At 63.9% G+C, this 23,780-nt stretch carries 18 protein-coding genes; 14 read left to right on the top strand and 4 right to left on the bottom strand.

Annotation, left to right across the window (positions count from 1 at the left end):
• Positions 1-2: 2 nt before the first annotated feature.
• The 4 genes from IX761_RS20670 to IX761_RS20685 all read left to right on the top strand — a co-directional run bounded on the left by IX761_RS20670 (position 3) and on the right by IX761_RS20685 (position 6,030).
• Positions 3-635, top strand: coding sequence for a DsbA family protein (locus IX761_RS20670; RefSeq protein ID WP_194791365.1), 633 nt, complete (start codon positions 3-5; stop codon positions 633-635).
• On the top strand, positions 628-2,460 hold the full coding sequence (locus IX761_RS20675; protein WP_194791366.1) for an ABC transporter ATP-binding protein: 1,833 nt from the start codon (positions 628-630) through the stop codon (positions 2,458-2,460). Before IX761_RS20670 ends, IX761_RS20675 begins: the two co-directional genes overlap by 8 nt.
• Before the next feature lie 290 nt (positions 2,461-2,750).
• The gene (locus IX761_RS20680) at positions 2,751-5,207 is read left to right on the top strand and encodes an EAL domain-containing protein (RefSeq protein WP_194791367.1); all 2,457 of its coding nucleotides are present in this window, start codon (positions 2,751-2,753) and stop codon (positions 5,205-5,207) included.
• A 37-nt stretch (positions 5,208-5,244) separates the two neighbouring features.
• On the top strand, positions 5,245-6,030 hold the full coding sequence (locus tag IX761_RS20685; RefSeq protein ID WP_194791368.1) for a TenA family transcriptional regulator: 786 nt from the start codon (positions 5,245-5,247) through the stop codon (positions 6,028-6,030).
• 112 nt (positions 6,031-6,142) lie between these two features.
• On the opposite strand, the gene IX761_RS20690 is transcribed toward IX761_RS20685, so the two are convergent.
• The 4 genes from IX761_RS20690 to IX761_RS20705 all read right to left on the bottom strand — a co-directional run bounded on the left by IX761_RS20690 (position 6,143) and on the right by IX761_RS20705 (position 9,684).
• Positions 6,143-6,772: an SDR family NAD(P)-dependent oxidoreductase gene (locus tag IX761_RS20690; protein WP_194791369.1), complete on the bottom strand. Its 630-nt coding sequence runs from the start codon at positions 6,770-6,772 to the stop codon at positions 6,143-6,145.
• A 149-nt stretch (positions 6,773-6,921) separates the two neighbouring features.
• A complete protein-coding gene (gene mupP, locus IX761_RS20695; protein WP_194791370.1) occupies positions 6,922-7,593 on the bottom strand; it encodes an N-acetylmuramic acid 6-phosphate phosphatase MupP in 672 nt (223 codons plus the stop codon).
• A 2-nt stretch (positions 7,594-7,595) separates the two neighbouring features.
• The gene (ubiG, locus tag IX761_RS20700) at positions 7,596-8,294 is read right to left on the bottom strand and encodes a bifunctional 2-polyprenyl-6-hydroxyphenol methylase/3-demethylubiquinol 3-O-methyltransferase UbiG (RefSeq protein WP_194791371.1); all 699 of its coding nucleotides are present in this window, start codon (positions 8,292-8,294) and stop codon (positions 7,596-7,598) included.
• Positions 8,295-8,358: 64 nt separating this feature from the next.
• The gene (locus IX761_RS20705; protein ID WP_194791372.1) at positions 8,359-9,684 is read right to left on the bottom strand and encodes a TRZ/ATZ family hydrolase; all 1,326 of its coding nucleotides are present in this window, start codon (positions 9,682-9,684) and stop codon (positions 8,359-8,361) included.
• A 111-nt stretch (positions 9,685-9,795) separates the two neighbouring features.
• Between IX761_RS20705 and mtnA the strand changes: the two genes are divergently transcribed.
• From mtnA to IX761_RS20755, 10 genes are all read left to right on the top strand, one after another.
• Positions 9,796-10,872 carry an S-methyl-5-thioribose-1-phosphate isomerase gene (gene mtnA, locus IX761_RS20710; RefSeq protein ID WP_194791373.1) on the top strand — a complete coding sequence of 359 codons (1,077 nt, stop codon included), beginning with the start codon at positions 9,796-9,798 and terminating at the stop codon, positions 10,870-10,872.
• Between the two features lie 411 nt (positions 10,873-11,283).
• Positions 11,284-14,055, top strand: coding sequence for a DNA gyrase subunit A (gyrA, locus tag IX761_RS20715; RefSeq protein WP_194791374.1), 2,772 nt, complete (start codon positions 11,284-11,286; stop codon positions 14,053-14,055).
• 201 nt (positions 14,056-14,256) lie between these two features.
• Entirely contained in the window at positions 14,257-15,342 is a 1,086-nt protein-coding gene (gene serC, locus IX761_RS20720; protein WP_194791375.1) for a 3-phosphoserine/phosphohydroxythreonine transaminase, read from the top strand.
• A complete protein-coding gene (gene pheA, locus IX761_RS20725; RefSeq protein ID WP_194791376.1) occupies positions 15,342-16,436 on the top strand; it encodes a prephenate dehydratase in 1,095 nt (364 codons plus the stop codon). Before serC ends, pheA begins: the two co-directional genes overlap by 1 nt.
• Positions 16,437-16,552: 116 nt before the next feature.
• Positions 16,553-18,793: a bifunctional prephenate dehydrogenase/3-phosphoshikimate 1-carboxyvinyltransferase gene (locus IX761_RS20730; RefSeq protein WP_194791377.1), complete on the top strand. Its 2,241-nt coding sequence runs from the start codon at positions 16,553-16,555 to the stop codon at positions 18,791-18,793.
• On the top strand, positions 18,790-19,476 hold the full coding sequence (gene cmk, locus IX761_RS20735) for a (d)CMP kinase (RefSeq protein ID WP_110992523.1): 687 nt from the start codon (positions 18,790-18,792) through the stop codon (positions 19,474-19,476). Before IX761_RS20730 ends, cmk begins: the two co-directional genes overlap by 4 nt.
• A 123-nt stretch (positions 19,477-19,599) precedes the next feature.
• Entirely contained in the window at positions 19,600-21,276 is a 1,677-nt protein-coding gene (rpsA, locus tag IX761_RS20740; RefSeq protein ID WP_023630827.1) for a 30S ribosomal protein S1, read from the top strand.
• Between the two features lie 224 nt (positions 21,277-21,500).
• Positions 21,501-21,797, top strand: coding sequence for an integration host factor subunit beta (ihfB, locus tag IX761_RS20745; RefSeq protein ID WP_194791378.1), 297 nt, complete (start codon positions 21,501-21,503; stop codon positions 21,795-21,797).
• 16 nt (positions 21,798-21,813) lie between these two features.
• Positions 21,814-22,077: a lipopolysaccharide assembly protein LapA domain-containing protein gene (locus IX761_RS20750; protein WP_194791379.1), complete on the top strand. Its 264-nt coding sequence runs from the start codon at positions 21,814-21,816 to the stop codon at positions 22,075-22,077.
• A gap of 102 nt (positions 22,078-22,179) precedes the next feature.
• A complete protein-coding gene (locus IX761_RS20755) occupies positions 22,180-23,649 on the top strand; it encodes an MBL fold metallo-hydrolase RNA specificity domain-containing protein (RefSeq protein ID WP_194791380.1) in 1,470 nt (489 codons plus the stop codon).
• Positions 23,650-23,780: the final 131 nt, after the last annotated feature.

Consider the following 23,780-nt stretch of genomic DNA (forward strand, 5'->3'; position numbering starts at 1 on the left):
CGATGTCCGCACGCCTGCTCTATGTGATGGACCCGATGTGCTCCTGGTGCTGGGGCTTCGCCCCGGTGGCCGAGGCGCTGATCGCCCAGGCGCGCGAGGCCGGTATCGCCACCCACCTGGTGCCAGGTGGCCTGCGCAGTGGCGGCAGCGCCCTGGATGCCTCTACCCGCAAATACATCCTCGAACACTGGCAGGCGGTGCATGACGCCACCGGGCAGCCGTTTGCTTTCGACGGCGCGATGCCCGATGGCTTCGTCTACGACACCGAGCCGGCTTGCCGTGCCCTGGTGGCGGCGCGCGAGCTGGACGGGCAGCGCATGTGGGGCCTGCTCAAGCTGATCCAGGCCTCCTTCTACGAGCACGGGGTGGACGTCACCCGGGCCCCGCAACTGGTGGAACTGGCCGTGCAAGCCGGTTTCGACCGCGACGGGTTCGCCCAGCGCTTCGCCAGCCACGACACCCGCGTCGCGACAACCGCCGATTTTGCCTGGGTGCAGGACCTGGGGATCGCAGGCTTCCCCACGTTGCTGGCTGAGCGCAATGGCCAACTGGCGTTGCTGACCAACGGCTACCAGCCGCTGGGCAACCTGCAACCCTTGCTCGGCCGCTGGCTGCAGCAGGCCGCCTGTGCTTGATCTGCCCGGGTCGCCAGACCCTGTGCCAGGGAAGTCCCCCGCTGCGCCCGATCGCCTGAGCTGGGCGGAAATCCGCCGCCTGGCCCTGCACCACAAGAAAGCCCTGTGGTCGGCCAACCTGGTGGCGGTGCTCGCCGCCCTGTGCAGTGTGCCCATCCCCTTGCTGTTACCGCTGCTGGTGGACGAAGTGCTGCTCGGCCACGGCGATTCCGCGCTGAAATGGATGAACAACTTCCTGCCCAGCGGCTGGCAGGTCGCCGCGGGCTATATCGGCCTGATGCTGTGCGCCACCCTGGGGCTGCGCCTGGCCGCGCTGGCCTTCAACGTGGTGCAGGCCAAGCTGTTCGCGGGGCTGGCCAAGGACATCGTCTACCGCCTGCGCATCCGCCTGATCGAGCGGCTCAAGCGTATTTCGCTCAAAGAGTACGAAAGCCTCGGCAGCGGCACGGTGACCACCCACCTGGTCACCGACCTGGACACCCTCGACAAGTTCGTCGGCGAAACCCTCAGCCGCTTCCTGGTGGCGGTACTCACGCTCACCGGTACCGCGGCGATCCTGATCTGGATGCACTGGCAACTGGCGCTGCTGATCCTGCTGTTCAACCCACTGGTGATCTACTTCACGGTGCAGTTGGGCAAGCGCGTCAAGCACCTGAAGAAGCTGGAGAACGACAGCACCGCGCGGTTCACCCAGGCGCTGACCGAAACCCTCGACGCCATCCAGGAAATCCGCGCCGGCAACCGCCAGGGCTATTTTCTTGGCCGATTGGGCCTGCGTGCCCGGGAAGTGCGCGACTATGCCGTGGCCTCGCAGTGGAAGAGCGACGCCAGCGGCCGGGCCAGCGGGCTGTTGTTCCAGTTCGGTATCGATATCTTCCGCGCTGCGGCCATGCTCACGGTGCTGTTCTCCGACCTGTCGATCGGGCAGATGCTGGCGGTGTTCAGCTACCTGTGGTTCATGATCGGGCCAGTGGAGCAGCTACTGAACCTGCAATATGCCTACTACGCTGCTGGCGGGGCGCTGAGTCGGCTCAACGAGCTGCTGGCGCGGGACGACGAGCCGCAGTACCCGGCGGCCAGCGACCCGTTCGCCGGGCGTGAGACGGTGGGTATCGAGGTGCGCGACCTGCGTTTCGCCTACGCCGACGAGCCAGTGCTGGACCAGTTGAACCTGTCCATCGCCCCAGGCGAGAAGGTCGCCATCGTCGGTGCCAGCGGCGGCGGCAAGAGCACCCTGGTGCAACTGCTGCTGGGGTTGTACAGCGCCCAGGCCGGGACTATCCGCTTTGGCGGTGCCAGCGTGCAGGAAATCGGCTTGGAGACCCTGCGCGAGAACGTCGCGGTGGTGTTGCAGCACCCGTCGCTGTTCAACGACAGCGTGCGCGCCAACCTGACCATGGGCCGTGATTGCAGCGACGACGCCTGCTGGCAGGCGCTGCGCATTGCCCAGCTGGACGCCACCATCGCCGCGCTGCCCCAGGGCCTGGACAGCGTGGTCGGGCGCTCCGGCGTGCGTCTGTCCGGCGGCCAGCGCCAGCGCCTGGCCATTGCGCGCATGGTGCTGGCCGAGCCCAAGGTAGTGATCCTCGACGAGGCTACCTCTGCGTTGGACGCCGCCACCGAGTACAACCTGCACCAGGCGTTGGCGCGCTTTCTCAGTGGCCGCACCACGCTGATCATCGCCCACCGGCTGTCGGCCGTTAAGCAGGCCGACCGGGTGCTGGTGTTCGACGGCGGGCACGTGGCCGAGGATGGCGGTCACCAGCAACTGATCGCCGAAGGCGGGTTGTATGCCAAGCTGTATGGGCACCTGCAACAGACCTGAGCAGCGTTGACATTGCGCACGGCCTCATCGCCGGCAAGCCGGCTCCCACATAGACCGCGCCATGCTCAAGGCTTGCGCTGTACCTGTGGGAGCTGCGGTTCGCCGCCGCGACTTGCCAGCGATGAGGGCTGCGCAGGCAGTACAAGAAGGTAGGGCCGTGGCTGTGCGCCATGGCAACTGCAAAGCGCATTCCCCGTCAGCAAAAAGCACGTCGCAGGCATGGCAAATGGCCTACGCTGTGCTTTGTCTAGGTCGATTCGTGCCTTATCTGCCGTCGTGACAGGGATTACATGAAGGGAAATCGGACTCTCGAGGCGCCAAGGCTGTTGGGGATCATCTGGCCCTTTGTCGCCGTGGTGGTGTTCCAGGTGCTGCTGGGCGCTGCCAGCCTTTATGCATTGTCCGCGGTTCGTGCCTACGTGGCGGGCGAAAGCCTGTGGTCCAAGGCGCAGAAGGACGCCATCTACTACCTCAGCCTGTACGCCGAAGACCGCCAGCCGCTCACCTACCAGCGCTACCGCCAGGCCATCCTCGTGCCCAAGGGCGATTACGACCTGCGCCTGGCCCTGGACCAGCCCGAGCCCGACCTGGATGCCGCGCGCAAGGGCATCCTGCAGGGTGGCAACCACCCCGACGACGTGGCGCGGATCATCTGGTTCTACCGCAACTTTCGCCATATCAGCTACATGCAGACCGCCATCGACTATTGGGATATCGGCGACGACTACCTGCGCCAGCTCGATGTGCTGGCTGGCGAGATGCGCCAGGGTTTCGCCGGCGGGGCGGTCACAGCCAATCGGGTCGCTGAATGGAAGGCGCGCATCGTCGCCATCAACGATGGCGTAACCCCGGCGGCCAAGGCCTTCAGCGACGCCCTGGGCGAAGGTTCGCGGATGCTGCTCAAGGTGCTGATGCTGACCAACCTGGCCACCGCGCTGTTCCTCATCGCCATGGCCTGGCTGCGTTCGAGCAAGCTGCTGGCCCAGCGCCAGGCTTTCGCCATGGCCTTGCAGGACGAGAAGGAGCGGGCGCAGGTCACCCTGGAGTCGATTGGCGATGCGGTGATCACCACCGATGTCGACGGCTGCATCACCTACATGAACCCTGCCGCCGAACAGCTGACCCACTGGCAGGCCGCCCAGGCCGAGGGCCTGCCGCTGGCGGCGCTGTTCAGCCTGCTTGACGAGAACGCCGAGAAAGACAGCCGCACCCTGGTCGAGCAGGTGCTCAGTGGCAGCCTCAAGGGCTGCGACGAGCACGCCCGGCTGATCCAGCGCCTGGACGGCAGCACGGTGTCGGTCAATCTGGTCGGGTCGCCGATCCGCAGCGAAGGTCAGGTCAGTGGCATCGTCGTGGTGCTCCACGATATGACCCAGGAGCGCCAGTACATCGCCAACCTGTCGTGGCAGGCGACCCACGACGCGCTTACCGGGCTGGCCAACCGCCGCGAGTTCGAATACCGCCTGGAGCAGGCGCTCAACGCCCTGGCACGCCAGCCGGGGCGCCATTCGCTGATGTTCCTCGACCTCGATCAGTTCAAGCTGGTCAACGACACCTGCGGCCACGCCGCCGGGGATGAGCTGCTGCGGCATATCTGCGCGGTGCTGCAGTCGGGCCTGCGCGAGGGCGACACGCTGGCCCGTCTGGGTGGCGACGAATTCGGCGTACTGCTGGAGAACTGCCCGGCGGAGCAGGCCGAGCGTATTGCCGAGCAGTTGCGCCAGGTGGTGCAGAGCCTGCATTTCGTCTGGAAAGGCCGGCCCTTCGTCACCACCGTCAGCATTGGCCTGGTGCATATCGCCCAGGCGCCGAGCACCCTGGAAGCGTCGCTGCGGGCCGCCGACATGGCCTGCTACATGGCCAAGGAGAAAGGCCGCAATCGGGTCCAGGTGTACCACGCCGACGACAGCGAACTGTCCATGCGCTTTGGCGAGATGGCCTGGATCCAGCGCCTGCACGTGGCCCTCGAAGAAAACCGCTTCTGCCTGTACGCCCAGGAAATCGCCCCGTTGCAGGGCCAGGAGAGTGCCGCTCACATCGAGATTCTGCTGCGCCTGCACGATGAAAGCGGTCGCACCATCCTGCCCGACAGTTTCATCCCCGCCGCCGAACGCTACGGCTTGATGACCGCCCTCGACCGTTGGGTGGTGCGCAATGTGTTCCAGGTGATTCGCCAATGCCTGGACGAAGGGCGTGAAGGGCCGCTGGCCATGTGCGCAATCAACCTTTCCGGGGCGAGCATCGGCGACGACAAGTTCCTCGAGTATCTGCAACGGTTGTTCGGTGAGTACCAGATCCCGCCACGCTTAATCTGTTTTGAAATAACCGAGACCAGCGCTATAGCCAATTTGGGAAGTGCAATTCGTTTCATCAATGAATTGAAAGGGCTGGGTTGCAAGTTCTCCCTCGACGACTTTTGCGCCGGAATGTCGTCATTCGCCTATTTGAAACATTTGCCAGTAGACTTCCTGAAGATCGACGGAAGTTTCGTCAAAGACATGCTCGACGACCCGATCAACCGGGCGATGGTCGAAGTGATCAATCACATCGGCCACGTCATGGGCAAGCGGACCATCGCCGAGTTTGTCGAGACACCGTTGATCGAGCAGGCGTTGCAGGAAATCGGTGTGGATTTTGCCCAGGGCTACCTCATAGAACGCCCGCAGGTCTTCACCTGCGACAGCCTGCAGCGTCAAAGGATTGCGGCGAGGCCCCTCTTGCACCGGGCGCCAGGGACCTTTCGCTGAGTAGCGCCCGGAATCACAAGGAATCAAGGAGCTGACAGTGATCGACGCGTTCATTCGGATCGGACCATTGATGGATCCGGCCAGTTATCCTGATTGGGCCCAGCAACTCATCGAAGATTGTCGCGAAAGCAAGCGCAGGGTGGTGGAGCATGAGTTCTACCAGCGGCTGCGCGACGGCCAACTGCGGCCGGCGACTATCCGCCAGTACCTCATCGGTGGCTGGCCGGTGGTCGAGCAGTTTTCGTTGTACATGGCCCACAACCTCACCAAGACCCGCTACGGGCGCCATCAAGGCGAAGACATGGCGCGGCGCTGGCTGATGCGCAACATCCGCGTCGAGCTCAACCATGCCGACTACTGGGTGCAGTGGTGCCAGGCCCACGGCATCCACCTGCACGAGTTGCAGGCGCAGGAAGTGCCGCCCGAGCTCAACGGCCTCAACGACTGGTGCTGGCGGGTCTGCGCCACCGAGTCGCTGGCCATTGCCATGGCGGCCACCAACTACGCCATCGAAGGTGCCACGGGCGAGTGGTCGGCGGTGGTCTGCTCGGCCGACACCTATGCCCAGGGCTTCCCCGAGGAGACCCGCAAGCGCGCCATGAAGTGGTTGAAGATGCATGCCCAGTACGATGACGAGCACCCGTGGGAGGCGCTGGAGATCATCTGCACCCTGGCCGGCGAGAATCCGACGCTGGGGCTGCGCACCGAGTTGCGCCGGGCGATCTGCAAGAGCTACGACTGCATGTTCCTGTTCCTGGAACGCTGCATGCAGCTGGAGGGGCGCCAGCAAGGGCGTCTGCGCCCGGCGCTGGCAGCGGGCTGAAGCAGGCCCCATCGCCGGCAAGCCGGCTCCTACAGTGGACAGCCTCACATCAACACTGTGGGAGCCGGCTTGCCGGCGATGGGCCGCGGTGCGGCCCCGGCGATCTGGAACGTTACTGGGCGTTCAAGGCCTGCCCGTTCACATCCTTGCTGTCCGGCCCCATGAGGTAGAGGTACACCGGCATGATCTCTTCGGGCAGCGGGTTGTTCTGTGGGTTCTCGCTCGGGTAGGCCTGGGCCCGCATCGCCGTGCGCGTGGCGCCGGGGTTGATGCTGTTGGCCCGCACCGGTGCCACGCCTTCCAGCTCGTCGGCCAGGGTCTGCATCAGGCCCTCGGTGGCGAACTTCGACACGCCATAGGCACCCCAGTTGATGTGCATCACGCGCATGAAGTTGTCGCCCGACAACTGCTCCAGCGGCGTGCGCGGGCCGATGATTGATGCGTTGTTGAGTAGGCCGTCGAGGCGGCCGAACTGGTCCTCGATCATCACCGCCAGTTCGTCGTACTGGTGGGGCAGGGCGGTTTCCAGGTTGAACGGGATCACCACCGGTTGCGGGTGGCCGGCGGCCTCGATCTGGTCGTAGACCTCGTTCAGGTTCGCTTCGGTCTTGCCCAGCAGCAGCACGGTGGCGCCCAGGGCGGCGTAGGCCTTGGCGGCGGCGGCACCAATGCCGCGGCCGGCACCGGTGACCAGGATGACCCGGCCCTTGAGCAGGTCGGGGCGGGGAGTGTAGTCGAACATTGAAGTTTCCCTTCTTTCTAGAGCTGTCGCGGTCCCTGTGGGAGCGGGTTTACCCGCGAACACGGGCGAAGCCCGTGCCATGCACCGAGGTGGATTCATCGCGGGCAAGCCCGCTCCCACAGTAGGGACGCGTCGCTATCCTGTGGATCTCAGCAGCCGCACAGCGCGCTGTCGATTACCTTGCGCAGCTCCAGCGGGTGGTCCACCACCACGTCGGCGCCCCAGTTGTTGGGGTTGTCCTCTGGATGAATATAGCCATAGCGCACGGCGGCGGTACGGGTGCCGGCATCGCGGCCGGACTCGATGTCGCGCAGGTCGTCGCCGACGAACAGCACGCTGGCCGGGTCCAGATTCAGCGTCTTGCAGGCCAGGATCAGCGGCTCGGGGTCAGGCTTGCTGTGCTTCACGTGGTCCGGGCAGATCAGCAGCGCCGAGCGTTCGGCCAGGCCCAGCCGCTGCATGATCGGCTCGGCGAAGCGCACCGGCTTGTTGGTGACCACGCCCCACAGCAGGTTGCCTTTCTCGATGTCGGCCAGCAGTTCCGGCATGCCGTCGAACAGCTTGCTGTGCACCGCGCAGTCGCGCTGGTAGCGCTCGAGGAACTCCAGGCGCAGGGCCTCGAAGCCTTCGGCCTCCGGGTCCATGGCGAAGGTCGCGGCAACCATGGCGCGGGCGCCGCCGGAAATCACGTCGCGAATGCGCGCGTCGTCGATGGTCGGCAGGCCGCGTTCGGCGAGCATCGCCTGGCAGATGGCGATGAAGTCCGGCGCCGTGTCCAGCAGGGTGCCGTCCATGTCGAAGAGTACTGCTCGCAGGCGCATGCTTATTCCTCGCGCAGGGTCTGGATCATGTAGTTGACGTCGACGTCGTTGCACAGCTTGTAGTGCTTGGTCAGCGGGTTGTAGGTGAGGCCGATGATGTCCTTCACTTCCAGGCCCGCGGCACGGCTCCAGGCGCCCAGCTCGGAGGGGCGGATGAACTTCTTGAAGTCGTGGGTACCGCGCGGCAGCATCTTGAGCACGTACTCGGCGCCGATGATCGCCAGCAGGTAGGCCTTGGGGTTGCGGTTGATGGTCGAGAAGAACACCTGGCCGCCGGGCTTGACCATGCGGTAGCAGGCACGGATCACCGACGAAGGGTCGGGCACGTGCTCGAGCATCTCCAGGCAGGTGACCACGTCGAACTGGCCGGGCATCTCCTCGGCCAGCGCTTCGGCGGTGATCTGCCGGTATTCCACCGCCACGCCCGACTCCAGCTGGTGCAGCTGGGCCACCGCCAGCGGTGCCTCGCCCATGTCGATACCGGTGACCGTGGCGCCGCGCTGGGCCATGGCTTCGCTGAGGATGCCGCCGCCGCAGCCGACGTCGAGCACCTTCTTGCCGGCGAGGCTGACGCGTTCGTCGATCCAGTTGACCCGCAGCGGGTTGATGTCGTGCAGTGGCTTGAACTCGCTCTCGCGGTCCCACCAGCGGTGGGCCAGGGCTTCGAACTTGGCGATTTCGGCGTGGTCGACGTTGCTCATCTGAACAATCCTCTGAAGCTTCGATAAAGAGTGTCACGGGGCGCCAGCCATGGCTGGCGCCCGGTCATTCGTTGCGCCCGCCGATGCGGGCTCCCCAGGCGCGGGCAGTGGCGACCAGCGCCTGCTCGTCCATTTGCGTCAGGCGGCGGTCCTGCACCAGGGGGTGGCCGGCGACCCAGACGTCCTTGACGCAGTCGCGGCCGGTGGCATAGATCAGTTGCGAGACCGGGTCGTGCACCGGTTGCTGCGCCAGGCCCGACAGGTCGAACACCACCAGGTCGGCGGCCTTGCCCACTTCCAGCGAGCCGGTCACGGCCGCAAGGCCCAGGGCGCGCGCGCCATTGAGCGTGGCCATGCGCAGCGCCCGGTGGGCGTCCAGGGCCGTGGCGTTGCCGGCCACGGCCTTGGCCAGCAGGGCAGCGGTACGGGTTTCGCCAAGCAGGTCGAGGTCGTTGTTGCTGGCCGCGCCATCGGTGCCGATGGCCACGTTGACCCCGGCCTGCCACAGGCGTTCAACCGGGCAGAAACCGCTGGCCAGCTTGAGGTTGGATTCCGGGCAGTGGACCACGCTGGTGTTGCTTTCTACCAGCAGCGCCAGGTCTTCGTCGCTGACCTGGGTCATGTGCACCGCCTGCAGGTTGGGGCCCAGCAGGCCCAGGCGGGCGAGGCGGGCCAAGGGGCGTTCGCCGGTGTCGCTGACGGCCTGCTCGACTTCGCTGGCAGTCTCGTGGATGTGCATGTGCAGCGGCGCGTCGAGCTGGTCGGCGATGATGCGGATCTTCTCGAGGTTGGCATCGCTGACGGTATAGGGGGCGTGCGGGCCGAGGGCGACGGTGATGCGCGGGTGGTGGCGCAGGTCGCCGAACAGCTCGATGGCCAGGTGCAGGCCTTCTTCCGGGGTGCGCGCGCCTGGGATGGGGAAATCCAGCAGGGGTACCGCGACTTGCGCACGGATGCCGCTGCGGTGCACGCGGTCGCAGGCTTCGCGGGGGAAGAAGTACATGTCGGCGAAGCAGGTGATGCCACCCTTGAGCTGTTCGGCGATGGCCAGGTCGGTGCCGTCACGCACGAACGCTTCGTCGACCCAGCGCCCTTCGGCGGGCCAGATATGCTCTTTTAACCAGGTCATCAACGGCAGGTCGTCGGCCAGGCCGCGGAACAGGCTCATGGCGGCGTGGCCATGGGCGTTGACCAGGCCGGGAGTGAGCAGGCCGTCGGGCAGTTCGCGTACTTCAAGCGCCTGGGGGGCGCGCTCGAGCGGTCCAAGCCAGGCGATCACGCCGTCACGGATACCCAGTGCATGTCCTTCGAGCACCACCCCGGCCGGCTCCACGGGCACCAGCCAGCGGGGTACCAGCAGCAAGTCGAGAGGAGGCGTGGTGGTGGGCATGCGCGGCATAGACCTGGATTGATTCGGCGAAACGCGCAGTATACCCGAGCGTCCTGGGCTGAGGGTCGCTATAATCGCCGGCTTTTGATGCCTGGGCGACGGGGAGATGCGATGCGCGAGCAATTGATGGCGGCGGAGACGGTGACGGGCATCGAGTGGCGCGATGGCGCGTTGCACGTGCTTGACCAGCGCCTGCTGCCGCTCGAGCAATGCTGGCTGACCTGCGCCGATGTGGCGGCGGTGGCCGAGGCCATTGGTGACATGGCTGTGCGTGGCGCCCCGGCGATCGGCATTTGCGCAGCCTACGGGCTGGTGCTGGCGCTGCGTCAGCGCCTGGCCGAGGGCGAGGGCTGGGAAGAGGCGCTGGAAGAAGACTTCCTGATGCTGGGCGAGGCGCGCCCGACGCCGGCCAACCTGTTCTGGGCGCTCAATCGCATGCGTGAGCGCTTGCAGCGCCTGCGCCCAGGCGAAGATGTGCTGGCGGTGATGGAGGCCGAAGCGGTCGCCATCCACGAAAGCGACCGAGAGGCCAACCTGACCATGGCCCAGTTCGGCGTCGAGCAGATCCGCCGGCATCAGGGCAGCGAGCAGGCGTTGCTCACCCATGGGAATGCCGGAGCCCTGGCTACCGGTGGTTTTGGCACCGCATTGGGGGTTATTCGTGCAGCCACCCTGGAAGGCATGGTCGAGCAGGTGTATGCCTGCGAATCGCGCCCCTGGTTGCAGGGCTCGCGCCTGACCGCCTGGGAGTTGGCCGCTGACGGTGTGCCGGTGACCGTGGTCGCCGACGCAGCGGCGGGGCACCTGATGAAGACCAAGGGCATCACCTGGGTGGTGGTCGGGGCCGACTGCATCGCCGCCAATGGCGACGTGGCGGCGAAGATCGGTACCTACCAGATGGCGGTGGCGGCCATGCACCACGGTTTGCGCTTCATGGTCGTGGCGCCAAGCAGCAGCATCGACCTGAACCTGGCCACGGGCGAGGATATTCCGCTGGAAGTGCGCGGGGTGGAAGAGTTGCTGGAGGTGGATGGCATCCAGGTGACGGCCGATGTCGAGGCGTATAACCCGGTGGTGGATGTCACCCCGGCCGACCTGATCGATGTGATCGTCACCGAGAAAGGCGTCGTCGAGCGCCCGGATACGGCGAAAATCGCCCAGCTGATGTGCCGCAAGCGCCTGCATTGAGACGGTCGGCTCCCAGCTCCTGCAGGCTTGCACATCTTCTGTAGGAGCGGCCTTGTGTCGCGAAAGGGCTGCGGAGCAGCCCCGGCAATCTCGTGACAACCATGGATCCTGGGGCCGCTGCGCACCCCTTTCGCGGCACAAGGCCGCTCCTACAGGGTTCGTGTGCGTCATCGGTGGGTGGGGAAATGCCCTCCGGCGGCATCCTGCCATATCTCCCATGCGCCCAGCCTTTGTGATAACATCCGGCAGTTTCCAAGGCTGCTCGTCATGGCGGCCTTCATTGCGCAGATCCATGGCACAACTCATTGATTTGTCGTAAGTCGTCGCATTGCTTCGCGCTGCGGCGGCGAGCTTCGTTCGTCCTCCGAGGGATCAGGCGAAGTTTCACCAGAAAAAGGAATCAGGCTTCTCATGGGCGAACTGGCCAAAGAAATCCTCCCGGTCAATATCGAAGACGAACTGAGACAGTCTTACCTCGACTACGCGATGAGCGTGATTGTCGGGCGAGCGCTGCCCGATGCGCGTGACGGCTTGAAGCCCGTGCATCGTCGCGTTCTGTATGCGATGAGCGAACTGGGCAACGACTGGAACAAGCCGTACAAGAAATCCGCCCGTGTGGTCGGTGACGTGATCGGTAAGTACCACCCGCACGGCGACACCGCCGTGTACGACACCATCGTGCGTATGGCGCAGCCCTTCTCGCTGCGCTACCTGCTGGTCGATGGTCAGGGCAACTTCGGTTCGGTGGACGGCGACAACGCCGCGGCCATGCGATACACCGAAGTGCGCATGTCCAAGCTGGCCCACGAGCTGCTGGCCGACCTGCACAAAGAGACCGTCGACTGGGTGCCCAACTACGATGGCACCGAGCAGATCCCGGCAGTCATGCCGACCAAGATCCCCAATTTGCTGGTCAACGGCTCCAGCGGTATCGCCGTGGGCATGGCCACCAACATCCCGCCGCACAACCTGGGCGAAGTGATCGATGGTTGCCTGGCATTGATCGACAACTCCGACATCACGGTCGATGAGCTGATGCAGTTCATCCCGGGGCCGGACTTCCCCACGGCCGGCCAGATCAATGGCCGCCAGGGCATCATCGAGGCCTACCGCACCGGCCGTGGCCGCATTTATATGCGCGCACGGTCCGAGATCGAAGACATCGACAAGGTCGGTGGCCGCCAGCAGATCGTCGTCACCGAGCTCCCTTACCAGCTGAACAAGGCGCGTCTGATCGAAAAGATCGCCGAGCTGGTGAAAGAGAAGAAGATCGAAGGCATCACCGAGCTGCGCGACGAGTCCGACAAGGACGGCATGCGCATCGTCATCGAGCTGCGTCGCGGCGAGGTGCCGGAGGTGGTGCTCAACAACCTCTACCAGCAGACTCAACTGCAGAGTGTGTTCGGTATCAACATCGTCGCCCTGATCGACGGTCGTCCGCGCCTGCTCAATCTCAAGGACCTGCTCGAAGCGTTCGTCCGTCACCGCCGTGAAGTGGTGACTCGTCGTACCGTGTTCGAGCTGCGCAAGGCCCGCGAGCGTGGCCACATCCTTGAAGGCCAGGCGGTCGCGCTGTCCAACATCGACCCGGTCATCGCCCTGATCAAGGCCTCGCCGACCCCGGGCGAGGCTAAAGAGGCCCTGGTCAGCACCGCCTGGGAGTCCAGCGCCGTGCAGGTCATGGTCGAGCGCGCCGGCGCCGATTCCTGCCGCCCGGAAGACCTGCCGGAGCAGTATGGCCTGCGTGACGGCAAGTACTACCTGTCGCCGGAGCAGGCCCAGGCCATCCTCGACCTGCGCCTGCACCGCCTGACTGGCCTTGAGCACGAGAAGCTGCTGGCCGAGTACCAGGAGATCCTCGAGCAGATCGGCGAGCTGATCCGCATCCTCAGCAGCGCCGAGCGCCTGATGGAAGTGATCCGCGAAGAGCTGGAGGCGATCCGCGCCGAATACGGCGATGCCCGTCGCACCGAGATCCTCAACGCCACCCACGACCTCAACTACGGCGACATGATCCCGGAAGAAGAGCGCGTGGTGACCATTTCCCACGGCGGCTACGCCAAAACGCAACCGCTGGCCGCCTACCAGGCCCAGCGCCGTGGCGGCAAGGGCAAGTCGGCGACTGGCGTCAAGGACGAGGACTACATCGAGCACCTGCTGGTCGCCAACAGCCATGCGACGCTGCTGCTGTTCTCCAGCAAGGGCAAGGTGTACTGGAAGAAGACCTACGAAATCCCCGAGGCTTCCCGTGCCGCCCGTGGTCGTCCGCTGGTCAACCTGCTGCCGCTGGAAGAAGGTGAACGCATCACCGCCATGCTGCAGATCGACCTGGAGGCCCTGCAGCAAAGCGCAGGCGCCGAGGAAGAGCTGGAGGACGCGGAGGACACCGTACTCGAAGGTGAAGTGATCGAGGCCGAGGAAGTCGACGAAGAAGACGGCGACACCGCGGAGTGGGTGGCCGATGCAACCGGCGCCTACATCTTCATGGCTACCGCCTCCGGTACCGTGAAGAAGACCCCGCTGGTGCAGTTCGCCCGTCCGCGCTCCAATGGCCTGATCGCCCTGAAGCTCAAGGAAGGTGACACCCTGATCGCTGCGGCCATCACCGACGGCGCCAAGGAAGTCATGATGTTCTCCGACGCCGGCAAGGTGATCCGCTTCGCCGAGAGCGTGGTGCGCGAGATGGGCCGTAACGCCCGTGGCGTGCGCGGCATGAAGTTGGGCAAGGGCCAGCGCATCATCTCGATGCTGATCCCCGAGTCCGGCGCGCAGATCCTCACCGCCTCCGAGCGTGGCTTCGGCAAGCGCACCCCGCTGTCCAAGTTCCCGCGCCGCGGCCGTGGTGGCCAGGGCGTGATCGCCATGGGTACCAAAGGGCGCAACGGTCTGCTGATCGGCGCGATCCAGGTGCAGGAAGGCGAAGAGATCATGCTGATCTCCGACCAGGGCACCCTGGTGCGCACGCGGGTCGGCGAAGTGTCCAGCCTGGGTCGTAACACGCAAGGCGTGACGCTGATCAAGCTGGCCAGCGATGAAACGCTGGTGGGCCTGGAGCGGGTGCAGGAGCCATCCGAGGAAGAGCTCGACGACCTCGTCGAGACGGACGAGGAGGGCGCCCCGCTGGATGCGACGGAGGCCGCTGACGAGAACGGTGCCGGCGCTGAAGAGGCGCCACAGGAATAAGCAAGTGCTACAACCCGAACGGGGCGACCAAGGTCGCCCCGTTTGACTGATTACGGATGGCAAAGCCCCCGAGGGCAATGCAAAACCCTGTGGGAGCGGGTTTACCCGCGAAGAAGGCACTGCGGTGCATGGCAAGGGCTTCGCCCTTGTTCGCGGGTAAACCCGCTCCCACAAGTTCTATTTGGCAGAGCGAGAGTGGATGTGAGCAAACGAGCCTTTAACTTCTGCGCAGGCCCGGCCGCGCTTCCCGATGCTGTCCTGCAGCGTGCCCAGGCCGAGATGCTGGACTGGCACGGCAAGGGCTTGTCCGTGATGGAAATGAGCCATCGCAGCGACGACTATGTGGCCATCGCCGAAAAGGCCGAGCAGGACCTGCGCGACCTGCTGTCCGTCCCCTCCAACTACAAGGTGCTGTTCCTGCAAGGTGGCGCCAGCCAGCAGTTCGCCGAGATCCCGCTGAACCTGCTGCCGGAAAACGGCACCGCCGACTACATCGAGACGGGCATCTGGTCGAAGAAGGCCATCGAGGAGGCGCGCCGCTTCGGCAACGTCAACGTCGCCGCCAGCGCCAAGCCCTACGACTACCTGGCCATCCCTGGCCAGAACGAGTGGAAGCTGAGCAAGAACGCGGCCTACGTCCACTATGCGTCCAACGAGACCATCGGCGGCCTGCAGTTCGACTGGGTGCCGGAGACCGGTGATGTACCGCTGGTGGTCGACATGTCCTCCGACATCCTCTCGCGCCCGATCGACGTTTCGCAGTACGGCCTGATCTACGCCGGCGCGCAGAAGAACATCGGCCCGAGCGGCCTGGTGGTAGTGGTCGTGCGTGAAGACCTGCTGGGCCACGCCCGCAGCAGCTGCCCGACCATGCTCGACTATAAGGTCTCGGCCGACAACGGTTCGATGTACAACACCCCGGCCACTTACTCCTGGTACCTCTCGGGCCTGGTGTTCGAGTGGCTCAAGGAGCAGGGCGGCGTCGAGGCCATGGAGCAGCGTAACCGGGCGAAGAAAGACCGCCTGTACGGTTACATCGACAACAGCGAGTTCTACACCAACCCCATCAGCCACAACGCCCGTTCGTGGATGAACGTACCGTTCCGCCTGGCCGACGAGCGCCTGGACAAGGCCTTCCTGGCCGGTGCCGACGCCCGTGGCCTGCTCAACCTCAAAGGCCACCGTTCGGTCGGCGGCATGCGCGCCTCGATCTACAACGCCCTGGGCCTGGAAGCCGTCGAAGCGCTGGTGGGCTACATGGCTGAATTCGAGAAGGAGCACGGCTGATGGCCGAACAGGAACTCAAGGCGCTGCGCGTACGCATCGACAGCCTCGACGAGAAGATCCTCGAGCTGATCAGTGAGCGCGCCCGTTGCGCCCAGGAAGTGGCCAAGGTCAAGACCGCCTCGCTGGCCGAAGGCGAGAAGCCGGTGTTCTACCGCCCCGAGCGGGAAGCCGCCGTGCTCAAGCGCGTGATGGAACGCAACAAGGGTCCGCTGGACAACGAAGAGATGGCGCGGTTGTTCCGCGAGATCATGTCGTCGTGCCTGGCCCTGGAAGAGCCGCTGAAGATCGCCTACCTCGGCCCTGAGGGCACCTTCACCCAAGCGGCGGCCATGAAGCACTTCGGCCATGCCGTGGTCAGCCGCCCGATGGCGGCCATCGACGAAGTGTTCCGTGAAGTGGCGGCCGGTGCCGTCAACTTTGGCGTGGTGCCGGTGGAAAATTCCACCGAGGGTGCGGTCAGCCACACCCTGGACAGCTTCCTCGAGCACGACATGGTGATCTGTGGCGAAGTCGAGCTGCGCATCCACCACCACTTGCTGGTGGGCGAGAACACCAAGACCGACAGCATCACCCGCATCTATTCCCACGCCCAGTCGCTGGCCCAGTGCCGCAAGTGGCTGGACGCGCACTACCCGAACGTCGAGCGCGTGGCGGTGTCGAGCAACGCCGAGGCGGCCAAGCGGGTCAAGGGTGAGTGGAATTCGGCGGCGATCGCCGGCGACATGGCGGCCAACCTGTATGGTTTGACCCGCCTGGCCGAGAAGATCGAGGACCGTCCGGACAACTCCACGCGCTTCCTGATGATCGGCAGCCAGGAAGTGCCGCCGACCGGCGACGACAAGACCTCGATCATCGTCTCGATGAGCAACAAGCCGGGCGCGCTGCACGAGCTGCTGGTGCCGTTCCACGAGAACGGCATCGACCTGACCCGCATCGAGACCCGTCCGTCGCGCAGCGGCAAGTGGACCTACGTGTTCTTCATTGACTTCGTCGGGCATCACCGCGATCCGCTGATCAAGGCAGTGCTCGAGCAGATCAGTCAGGAGGCCGTGGCGCTGAAGGTGCTGGGGTCGTATCCGAAGGCGGTGCTCTGAGGGCTGTTCAAGCCCCATCGCGGGGCAAGCCCACTGCCACATCTGAATTGTGGGAGCGGGCTTGCCCCGCGATGGGCCTCACAGACTGTCTTGATTTCTGAACAGGGTTCGCACTCGTGGTTAATGCTGTAACAAACAAACCCGCTCCGCTCATCGGCCGCCTGGTCGTCGTCGGTCTGGGCCTGATCGGTGGCTCCTTCGCCAAGGGTCTGCGCGAAAGCGGCCTGTGCCGCGAAGTGGTGGGCGTCGACCTGGATGCCGAATCGCGCAAGCAAGCCGTGGCGCTGGGCGTGGTCGACCGCTGCGAGGCGGACTTGGCCGATGCCTGCGTGGGTGCCGACGTGATCCAGCTGGCCGTACCCATCCTGGCGATGGAGAAGGTGTTGGCGCGCCTGGCGCAACTGGACCTTGGCAGCGCGGTGATCACCGATGTCGGCAGCGCCAAGGGCAATGTCGTGCGCGCCGCCCGTGAAGCCTTCGCCGAGCGCTTGCCGCGCTTCGTCCCAGGCCACCCGATCGCCGGTTCCGAGCAGAGCGGGGTGGAGGCCTCCAACGCCGCACTGTTCCGGCGGCACAAGGTCATCCTCACGCCATTGGCCGAAACCGACCCGGCGGCACTGGCCCTGGTCGATCGCCTGTGGCGGGCGCTGGACGCCGATGTCGAGCACATGCCGGTGGAGCGCCACGACGAAGTGCTGGCGGCCACCAGCCACCTGCCGCACCTGCTGGCGTTCGGCCTGGTCGATTCGCTGGCCAAGCGCAATGAAAACCTGGATATCTTCCGGTACGCTGCGGGGGGCTTTCGCGATTTCACGAGAATCGCCGGCAGCGACCCGATCATGTGGCACGACATCTTCCTCGCCAACCGGGAAGCGGTCCTGCGCACCCTCGATACATTTCGCAGCGACCTCGACGCCTTGCGCGACGCGGTCGATGCTGGGGACGGGCACCAGTTGCTGGGTGTGTTCACCCGCGCTCGGGTTGCCCGCGAGCATTTCAGTAAAATCCTGGCCCGCCGGGCCTATGTGGACGCTATGAACGCCAACGACCTGATTTTCCTGGCCCAACCTGGTGGCCGCGTGTCCGGACGGATTCGCGTACCGGGCGACAAATCGATTTCCCACCGCTCGATCATGCTCGGCTCGCTGGCCGAAGGCACCACCGAAGTCGAAGGCTTCCTCGAGGGTGAAGATGCGCTTGCCACGCTGCAGGCGTTCCGCGACATGGGCGTGGTCATCGAAGGTCCGCAGCATGGCCGCGTGACCATTCATGGCGTTGGCCTGCATGGCCTGAAGCCACCACCTGGCCCGCTGTATGTCGGTAACTCCGGCACCTCGATGCGTCTGCTCTCTGGCCTGTTGGCCGGCCAGCCGTTCGACGTCACCATGACGGGTGACGCGTCGCTGTCCAAGCGCCCGATGAACCGTGTGGCCAATCCGCTGCGCGAAATGGGCGCCGTGGTCGAGACCGGCCCTGAGGGTCGTCCGCCGCTGACCATCCGCGGTGGGAGCAAGCTGAAGGCACTGACCTACACGCTGCCGATGGCCAGTGCCCAGGTCAAATCCTGCCTGCTTCTGGCCGGTTTGTACGCCGAAGGCACCACCACCGTCACCGAGCCTGCACCGACCCGCGACCATACCGAGCGCATGCTGCGTGGCTTCGGCTATGCGGTCGAGACGAACGGCCCGGTCGCCTCCCTGCAATCGGGTGGCAAGCTCACTGCCACGCGTATCGAAGTGCCGGCGGATATCTCGTCCGCAGCGTTCTTCCTGGTGGCCGCGTCGATTGCCGAAGGCTCCGAACTGGTCCTGGAGCATGTTGGTATCAACCCGACCCGTACTGGCGTGATCGACATCCTGCGCCTGATGGGCGGCGACATCACCCTGGAGAACCAGCGTGAAGTCGGCGGTGAGCCGGTGGCTGACCTGCGCGTGCGTGGCGCCAAGCTCAAGGGTATCGACATCCCGGAAGCGCTGGTGCCGCTGGCCATTGACGAATTCCCGGTGCTGTTCGTTGCCGCTGCCTGCGCCGAAGGGCGTACCGTGCTGCGTGGTGCCGAGGAGCTGCGGGTGAAGGAATCGGACCGCATCCAGGTCATGGCCGATGGCCTGATCACCCTGGGCATCAAGTGCGAACCGACCCCGGACGGGATCATCATCGATGGCGGCCAGATCGGCGGCGGCGAAGTGCATGGCCACGGCGACCACCGTATCGCCATGGCCTTCAGTGTCGCCTCGCTGCGCGCCAGCGCACCAATCGTCATCCATGACTGCGCCAACGTCGCCACCTCTTTCCCCAACTTCCTGGCCCTGTGCAAGGAAGTCGGCATCCGCGTCGCAGAAGAGGGCAAGTCGTGAATTCGCAAGCGCCGGTCATCACCATCGACGGGCCGAGCGGCTCGGGCAAAGGTACCGTCGCAGGGCTTTTGGCTCGCGAACTGGGCTGGCGTCTGCTCGACTCTGGCGCCCTGTACCGTCTGCTGGCCTTCAACGCCAGCAACCACGGTGTTGACCTGACCAACGAAGAGCTGCTCAAGGCCCTGGCCGCGCACCTGGACGTGCAGTTCATCGCCGCCGAGCCCGGCAAGCTTCAACAGATCATTCTCGAGGGTGAGGACGTCAGCAACGTCATCCGCACCGAGACGGTCGGTGCTGGCGCCTCGATGGTGGCCTCGCTGCCGGCGGTGCGTGAGGCGCTGCTGCAGCGCCAGCGCGCGTTCCGCGAAGCCCCTGGGTTGATCGCCGACGGCCGCGACATGGGTACCGTGGTGTTCCCGGACGCGCCGTTGAAGGTGTTCCTCACCGCCAGCGCCGAGGAGCGTGCTCGTCGCCGTTACCTGCAGTTGAAGGGCAAGGGTGAAGATGTTAGTCTGTCAAGTCTGCTAGATGAGATCCGTGCGCGCGATGAGCGTGATACCCAGCGTGCAGTGGCCCCGCTAAAGCCGGCGGCCGATGCCATTCAGCTGGATTCCACGGAGTTGTCCATCGAGCAGGTGCTGCAACGCATCAGAAGCGAGCTCGCCCTGCGCGACTTGGTCTGATGGAGAGGAGGGCCGGCAGGGGCACCAGTCAACGTCCTGTCAGCGCTTCTTAACTTAACGAAACCCACATTGTCTGGAATGTGGCTATGGGCGTTTTTATCGCCCGAATCTACAGGAATTAAAATGAGCGAAAGCTTTGCAGAACTCTTTGAAGAAAGCCTGAAAACCCTCAATCTTCAGCCGGGTGCAATCATCACCGGTATCGTTGTCGACATCGACGGCGACTGGGTTACCGTACACGCTGGCCTGAAGTCCGAGGGTGTCATCCCGCTCGAGCAGTTCTACAACGAAACCGGCGAACTGACCATCAAGGTCGGTGACGAAGTTCACGTTGCGCTGGACGCGGTCGAAGACGGCTTTGGCGAAACCAAGCTGTCCCGTGAAAAAGCCAAGCGCGCCGAGTGCTGGATTGTTCTGGAAGCTGCTTTCGCTGCTGAAGAAGTGGTCAAGGGCGTTATCAACGGTAAGGTTAAGGGCGGCTTCACTGTCGACGTTAACGGCATCCGTGCGTTCCTGCCGGGCTCCCTGGTTGATGTCCGCCCAGTGCGCGACACCACCCACCTCGAAGGCAAAGAGCTGGAATTCAAGGTCATCAAGCTGGACCAGAAGCGCAACAACGTTGTCGTTTCCCGTCGCAGCGTCCTGGAAGCCGAAAACAGCGCCGAGCGCGAAGCTCTGCTGGAATCGCTGCAGGAAGGCCAGCAGGTCAAAGGTATCGTCAAGAACCTCACCGACTACGGTGCGTTCGTTGACCTGGGCGGCGTCGATGGTCTGCTGCACATCACCGACATGGCCTGGAAGCGTATCAAGCACCCGTCCGAGATCGTCAACGTTGGTGACGAGATCGACGTCAAGGTCCTGAAGTACGATCGCGAGCGCAACCGCGTTTCGCTGGGCCTGAAGCAACTGGGCGAAGACCCATGGGTTGCTATCAAAGCCCGTTACCCAGAGAGCACCCGCGTCACTGCTCGCGTTACCAACCTGACCGACTACGGCTGCTTCGCTGAGCTGGAAGAAGGCGTTGAAGGTCTGGTACACGTTTCCGAAATGGACTGGACCAACAAGAACATCCACCCGTCGAAAGTCGTTCAGGTTGGCGACGAAGTGGAAGTCATGGTTCTGGACATCGACGAAGAGCGTCGTCGTATCTCCCTGGGCATCAAGCAGTGCAAGTCGAACCCATGGGAAGACTTCTCCGGCCAGTTCAACAAGGGTGACAAGATCACCGGTACCATCAAGTCGATCACCGACTTCGGTATCTTCATCGGCCTGGACGGCGGCATCGACGGTCTGGTTCACCTGTCCGACATCTCCTGGAACGAAGCCGGCGAAGAAGCCGTGCGTCGCTTCAAGAAGGGCGACGAGCTGGAAACCGTCATCCTGTCGGTTGACCCAGAGCGCGAGCGTATCTCCCTGGGCATCAAGCAGCTGGAAGACGATCCGTTCTCCAACTTCGTTTCGATCAACGACAAGGGCGCTATCGTCAAAGGTATCGTCAAGGAAGTTGATGCCAAGGGCGCTATCGTGACCCTGGCCGACGACATCGAAGCCACTCTGAAAGCTTCCGAAATCAGCCGTGACCGCGTTGAAGACGCTCGTAACGTGCTGAAGGAAGGCGAAGAGATCGAAGCCAAGATCATCAGCGTCGACCGCAAGTCCCGCGTTATCAGCCTGTCCATCAAGTCGAAGGACGATGCTGAAGAGCGCGAAGCCATCCAGAGCCTGAAAAACGCTCCGGAAGCGGCTGCCGACACCACCATGGCTGCGCTGCTGCGCGAAGCAATGGCCAAGCAGAACTGAGTTCTGTTTGATCGGTAGAAAAAGGGCGACCCTCGGGTCGCCCTTTTTTGTGCCTGCAATTCAGGGCGCTTGAGAATAGCTCGGCACGTCAGGGCTTTCCTGTCCGGCTGAACGCTATTCTTGAATTTTTTTGTTTAGTCAAGAACCACACTGTTCAAATCTGCCGGAGCGTGCTACAAACTGCTTAAGCAATGATCTAGCTGCTTGATAACGAAGGGAAAAATATGACGAAGTCGGAGCTGATCGAACGTATTGTCACCCATCAGGGGCTGCTCTCGTCCAAGGACGTGGAGCTGGCCATCAAGACCATGCTTGAGCAGATGTCGCAGTGCCTGGCGACAGGGGATCGTATCGAGATCCGTGGCTTTGGCAGCTTCTCCTTGCACTACCGCGCGCCGCGGTTGGGTCGCAACCCTAAGACCGGCCAGTCGGTCAGCCTCGAAGGCAAATATGTGCCGCACTTCAAGCCGGGCAAGGAACTGCGGGACCGGGTGAACGAAGACGAGCACGAGACCACCTGAGCGAAGGAGCAGACTGATGCGTAACCTCAAGCGCGCCGTGGCGGTGCTGTTCATGCTGCTGCTGGCGGCAGTGGTGTTGTTCTTCGTGCTGGAGAACCAGCAACCGGTGGCATTGGTGCTGTTTGGTTGGGCTGCGCCTCAAGTGCCAGTCGCGGTGGTGGTAGTGGCTGCGCTGGTCGTAGGGCTGGCCATCGGTCCCTTGCTCGGTGCCTATGGGCTGATGCGGGGCAAGCGCAAGATTCGTGCAGCGGCACGCCGATCGGCACTCGCTGAAAGCTAAGGAAGTTTCCTGCACGAGCCAGGGGCTTCATGCCCTTTGTTGGCCTTTGGGAGGGTGAGTTAATGACCCCTTCTTCGAGTTGGCTGACAGAGGGTTTACTACATGGATTTTCCTTCAATTTCCCATCATGGCGGGGTTCGCGGTGTCACCGGTTCCTGCCATCAGTTGCACCTCGACGATGTGACCAGCCTGCTGATCGATTGTGGGCTGGAGCAAGGGCGCGATGTCCGTCCCGGGGCGCAGCCCGGTGAACTCGGTTTCGATATTGCCGGCATCCAGGCGCTGATCGTCACGCACGTTCATCTCGATCATGTCGGTCGTATCCCTGCCTTGTTCGCCGCCGGCTTTCGCGGCCCGATCCTCTGTAGCGAGCCCTCTGCCAAGCTGCTGCCGCTGGTGCTCGAGGATGCCTATCGGCTGGACATCAGTAGTGAGCCAGCACAGGTTGCCCGGTACATCGAGTTCCTAGAGCAGCATATCGTGGCGCTGCCTTTCGAGTGCTGGCATGCGCTTGTGGATCGCCCTGGCGTGCATTGCGCGATTCGCCTCCAGCGCGCCGGCCATCTGCTCGGCTCAGCCTATGTCGAATGCGAAGTGAAGCGCGGTGATGACGCTGTTCGCGTGGTCTTTTCCGGTGACCTGGGTGCGCCCAGCAACCCATTATTGAGGCCGGTGCTGCCGCCGGAACGCGCCGATGTATTGGTGCTCGAAAGCACCTATGGCGACCGGCTGCACGCAGACCGTACTGATCGCCTCCAGCAGTTGGAAACCGCCATCGACCGGGCCTTGGCGGATCACGGCACCATATTGATCCCGGCCTTCAGTCTGGGGCGAACCCAGGAGTTGCTCTACGAAATCGAAGACATCCTGCATCGCAAGGCGCTGCAGGATCATCCAGGTGATGCGCCGACAGGCGAGTTCGCGCAGTGGGGCCAGCTGCCGGTCATTCTCGACTCGCCTTTGGCACAGCGCATCACCAGCGCCTACAGGGAGCTGCACCGTTACTGGCGAGATGAAGCCAGGGTGCGCATGGGGCAGGGCCGCGACCCGCTCGCCTTTCACCAGTTGGTGACCATCGACTCCCATGCGCAGCATCAGCGGGTGGTGAATTACCTCAAGAGCACGGGCAGGCCGGCGATCGTGATTGCGGGCAATGGCATGTGCTCGGGTGGGCGGATCGTCAATTACCTCAAGGCTATGTTGGGGGATCCGCGGCATGAGGTGATGTTCGTGGGGTATCAGGCGAAAGGGACGCCGGGTGCGGTGATACAGGCCGCAGAACGTGCCGAAGGCTTTGTCCAGATCGATCTGGATGGGCGCATGTATGAGATTCGCGCCAAAGTCATGACCCTGGGTGGGTATTCGGGGCATGCGGACCAGGAGGGGTTGGTGCGGTTCGCGCTTGGGCAGGGCGAGCCAGCAAGAAGGGTGGCGCTTGTGCATGGGGATAAGGATGTGAAACGGGTCTTGGCCGAAGTGCTTCGGCGACGCTACGCAGGATTGGGAGTTGAAGCGGTCATTACGATTGCAGGGCAGTGCCAGGCAATTGATGGCACACGGGGACGCCAATGATAGGCAGGTCGATAGTGGTATGGCCTGTTCACGACTGCGGTATGAAAGTTGTGCCGACAGGATGATGATTTAATGTCGCCTGTTGCGGGAAAGGCTTGCAAGGTAAAGGGGTAGGGGGGGGCACTGTGGAC

Origin of the sequence: Pseudomonas sp. UFMG81 (assembly GCF_015354575.1) — a bacterium.
Classification (GTDB): domain Bacteria; phylum Pseudomonadota; class Gammaproteobacteria; order Pseudomonadales; family Pseudomonadaceae; genus Aquipseudomonas.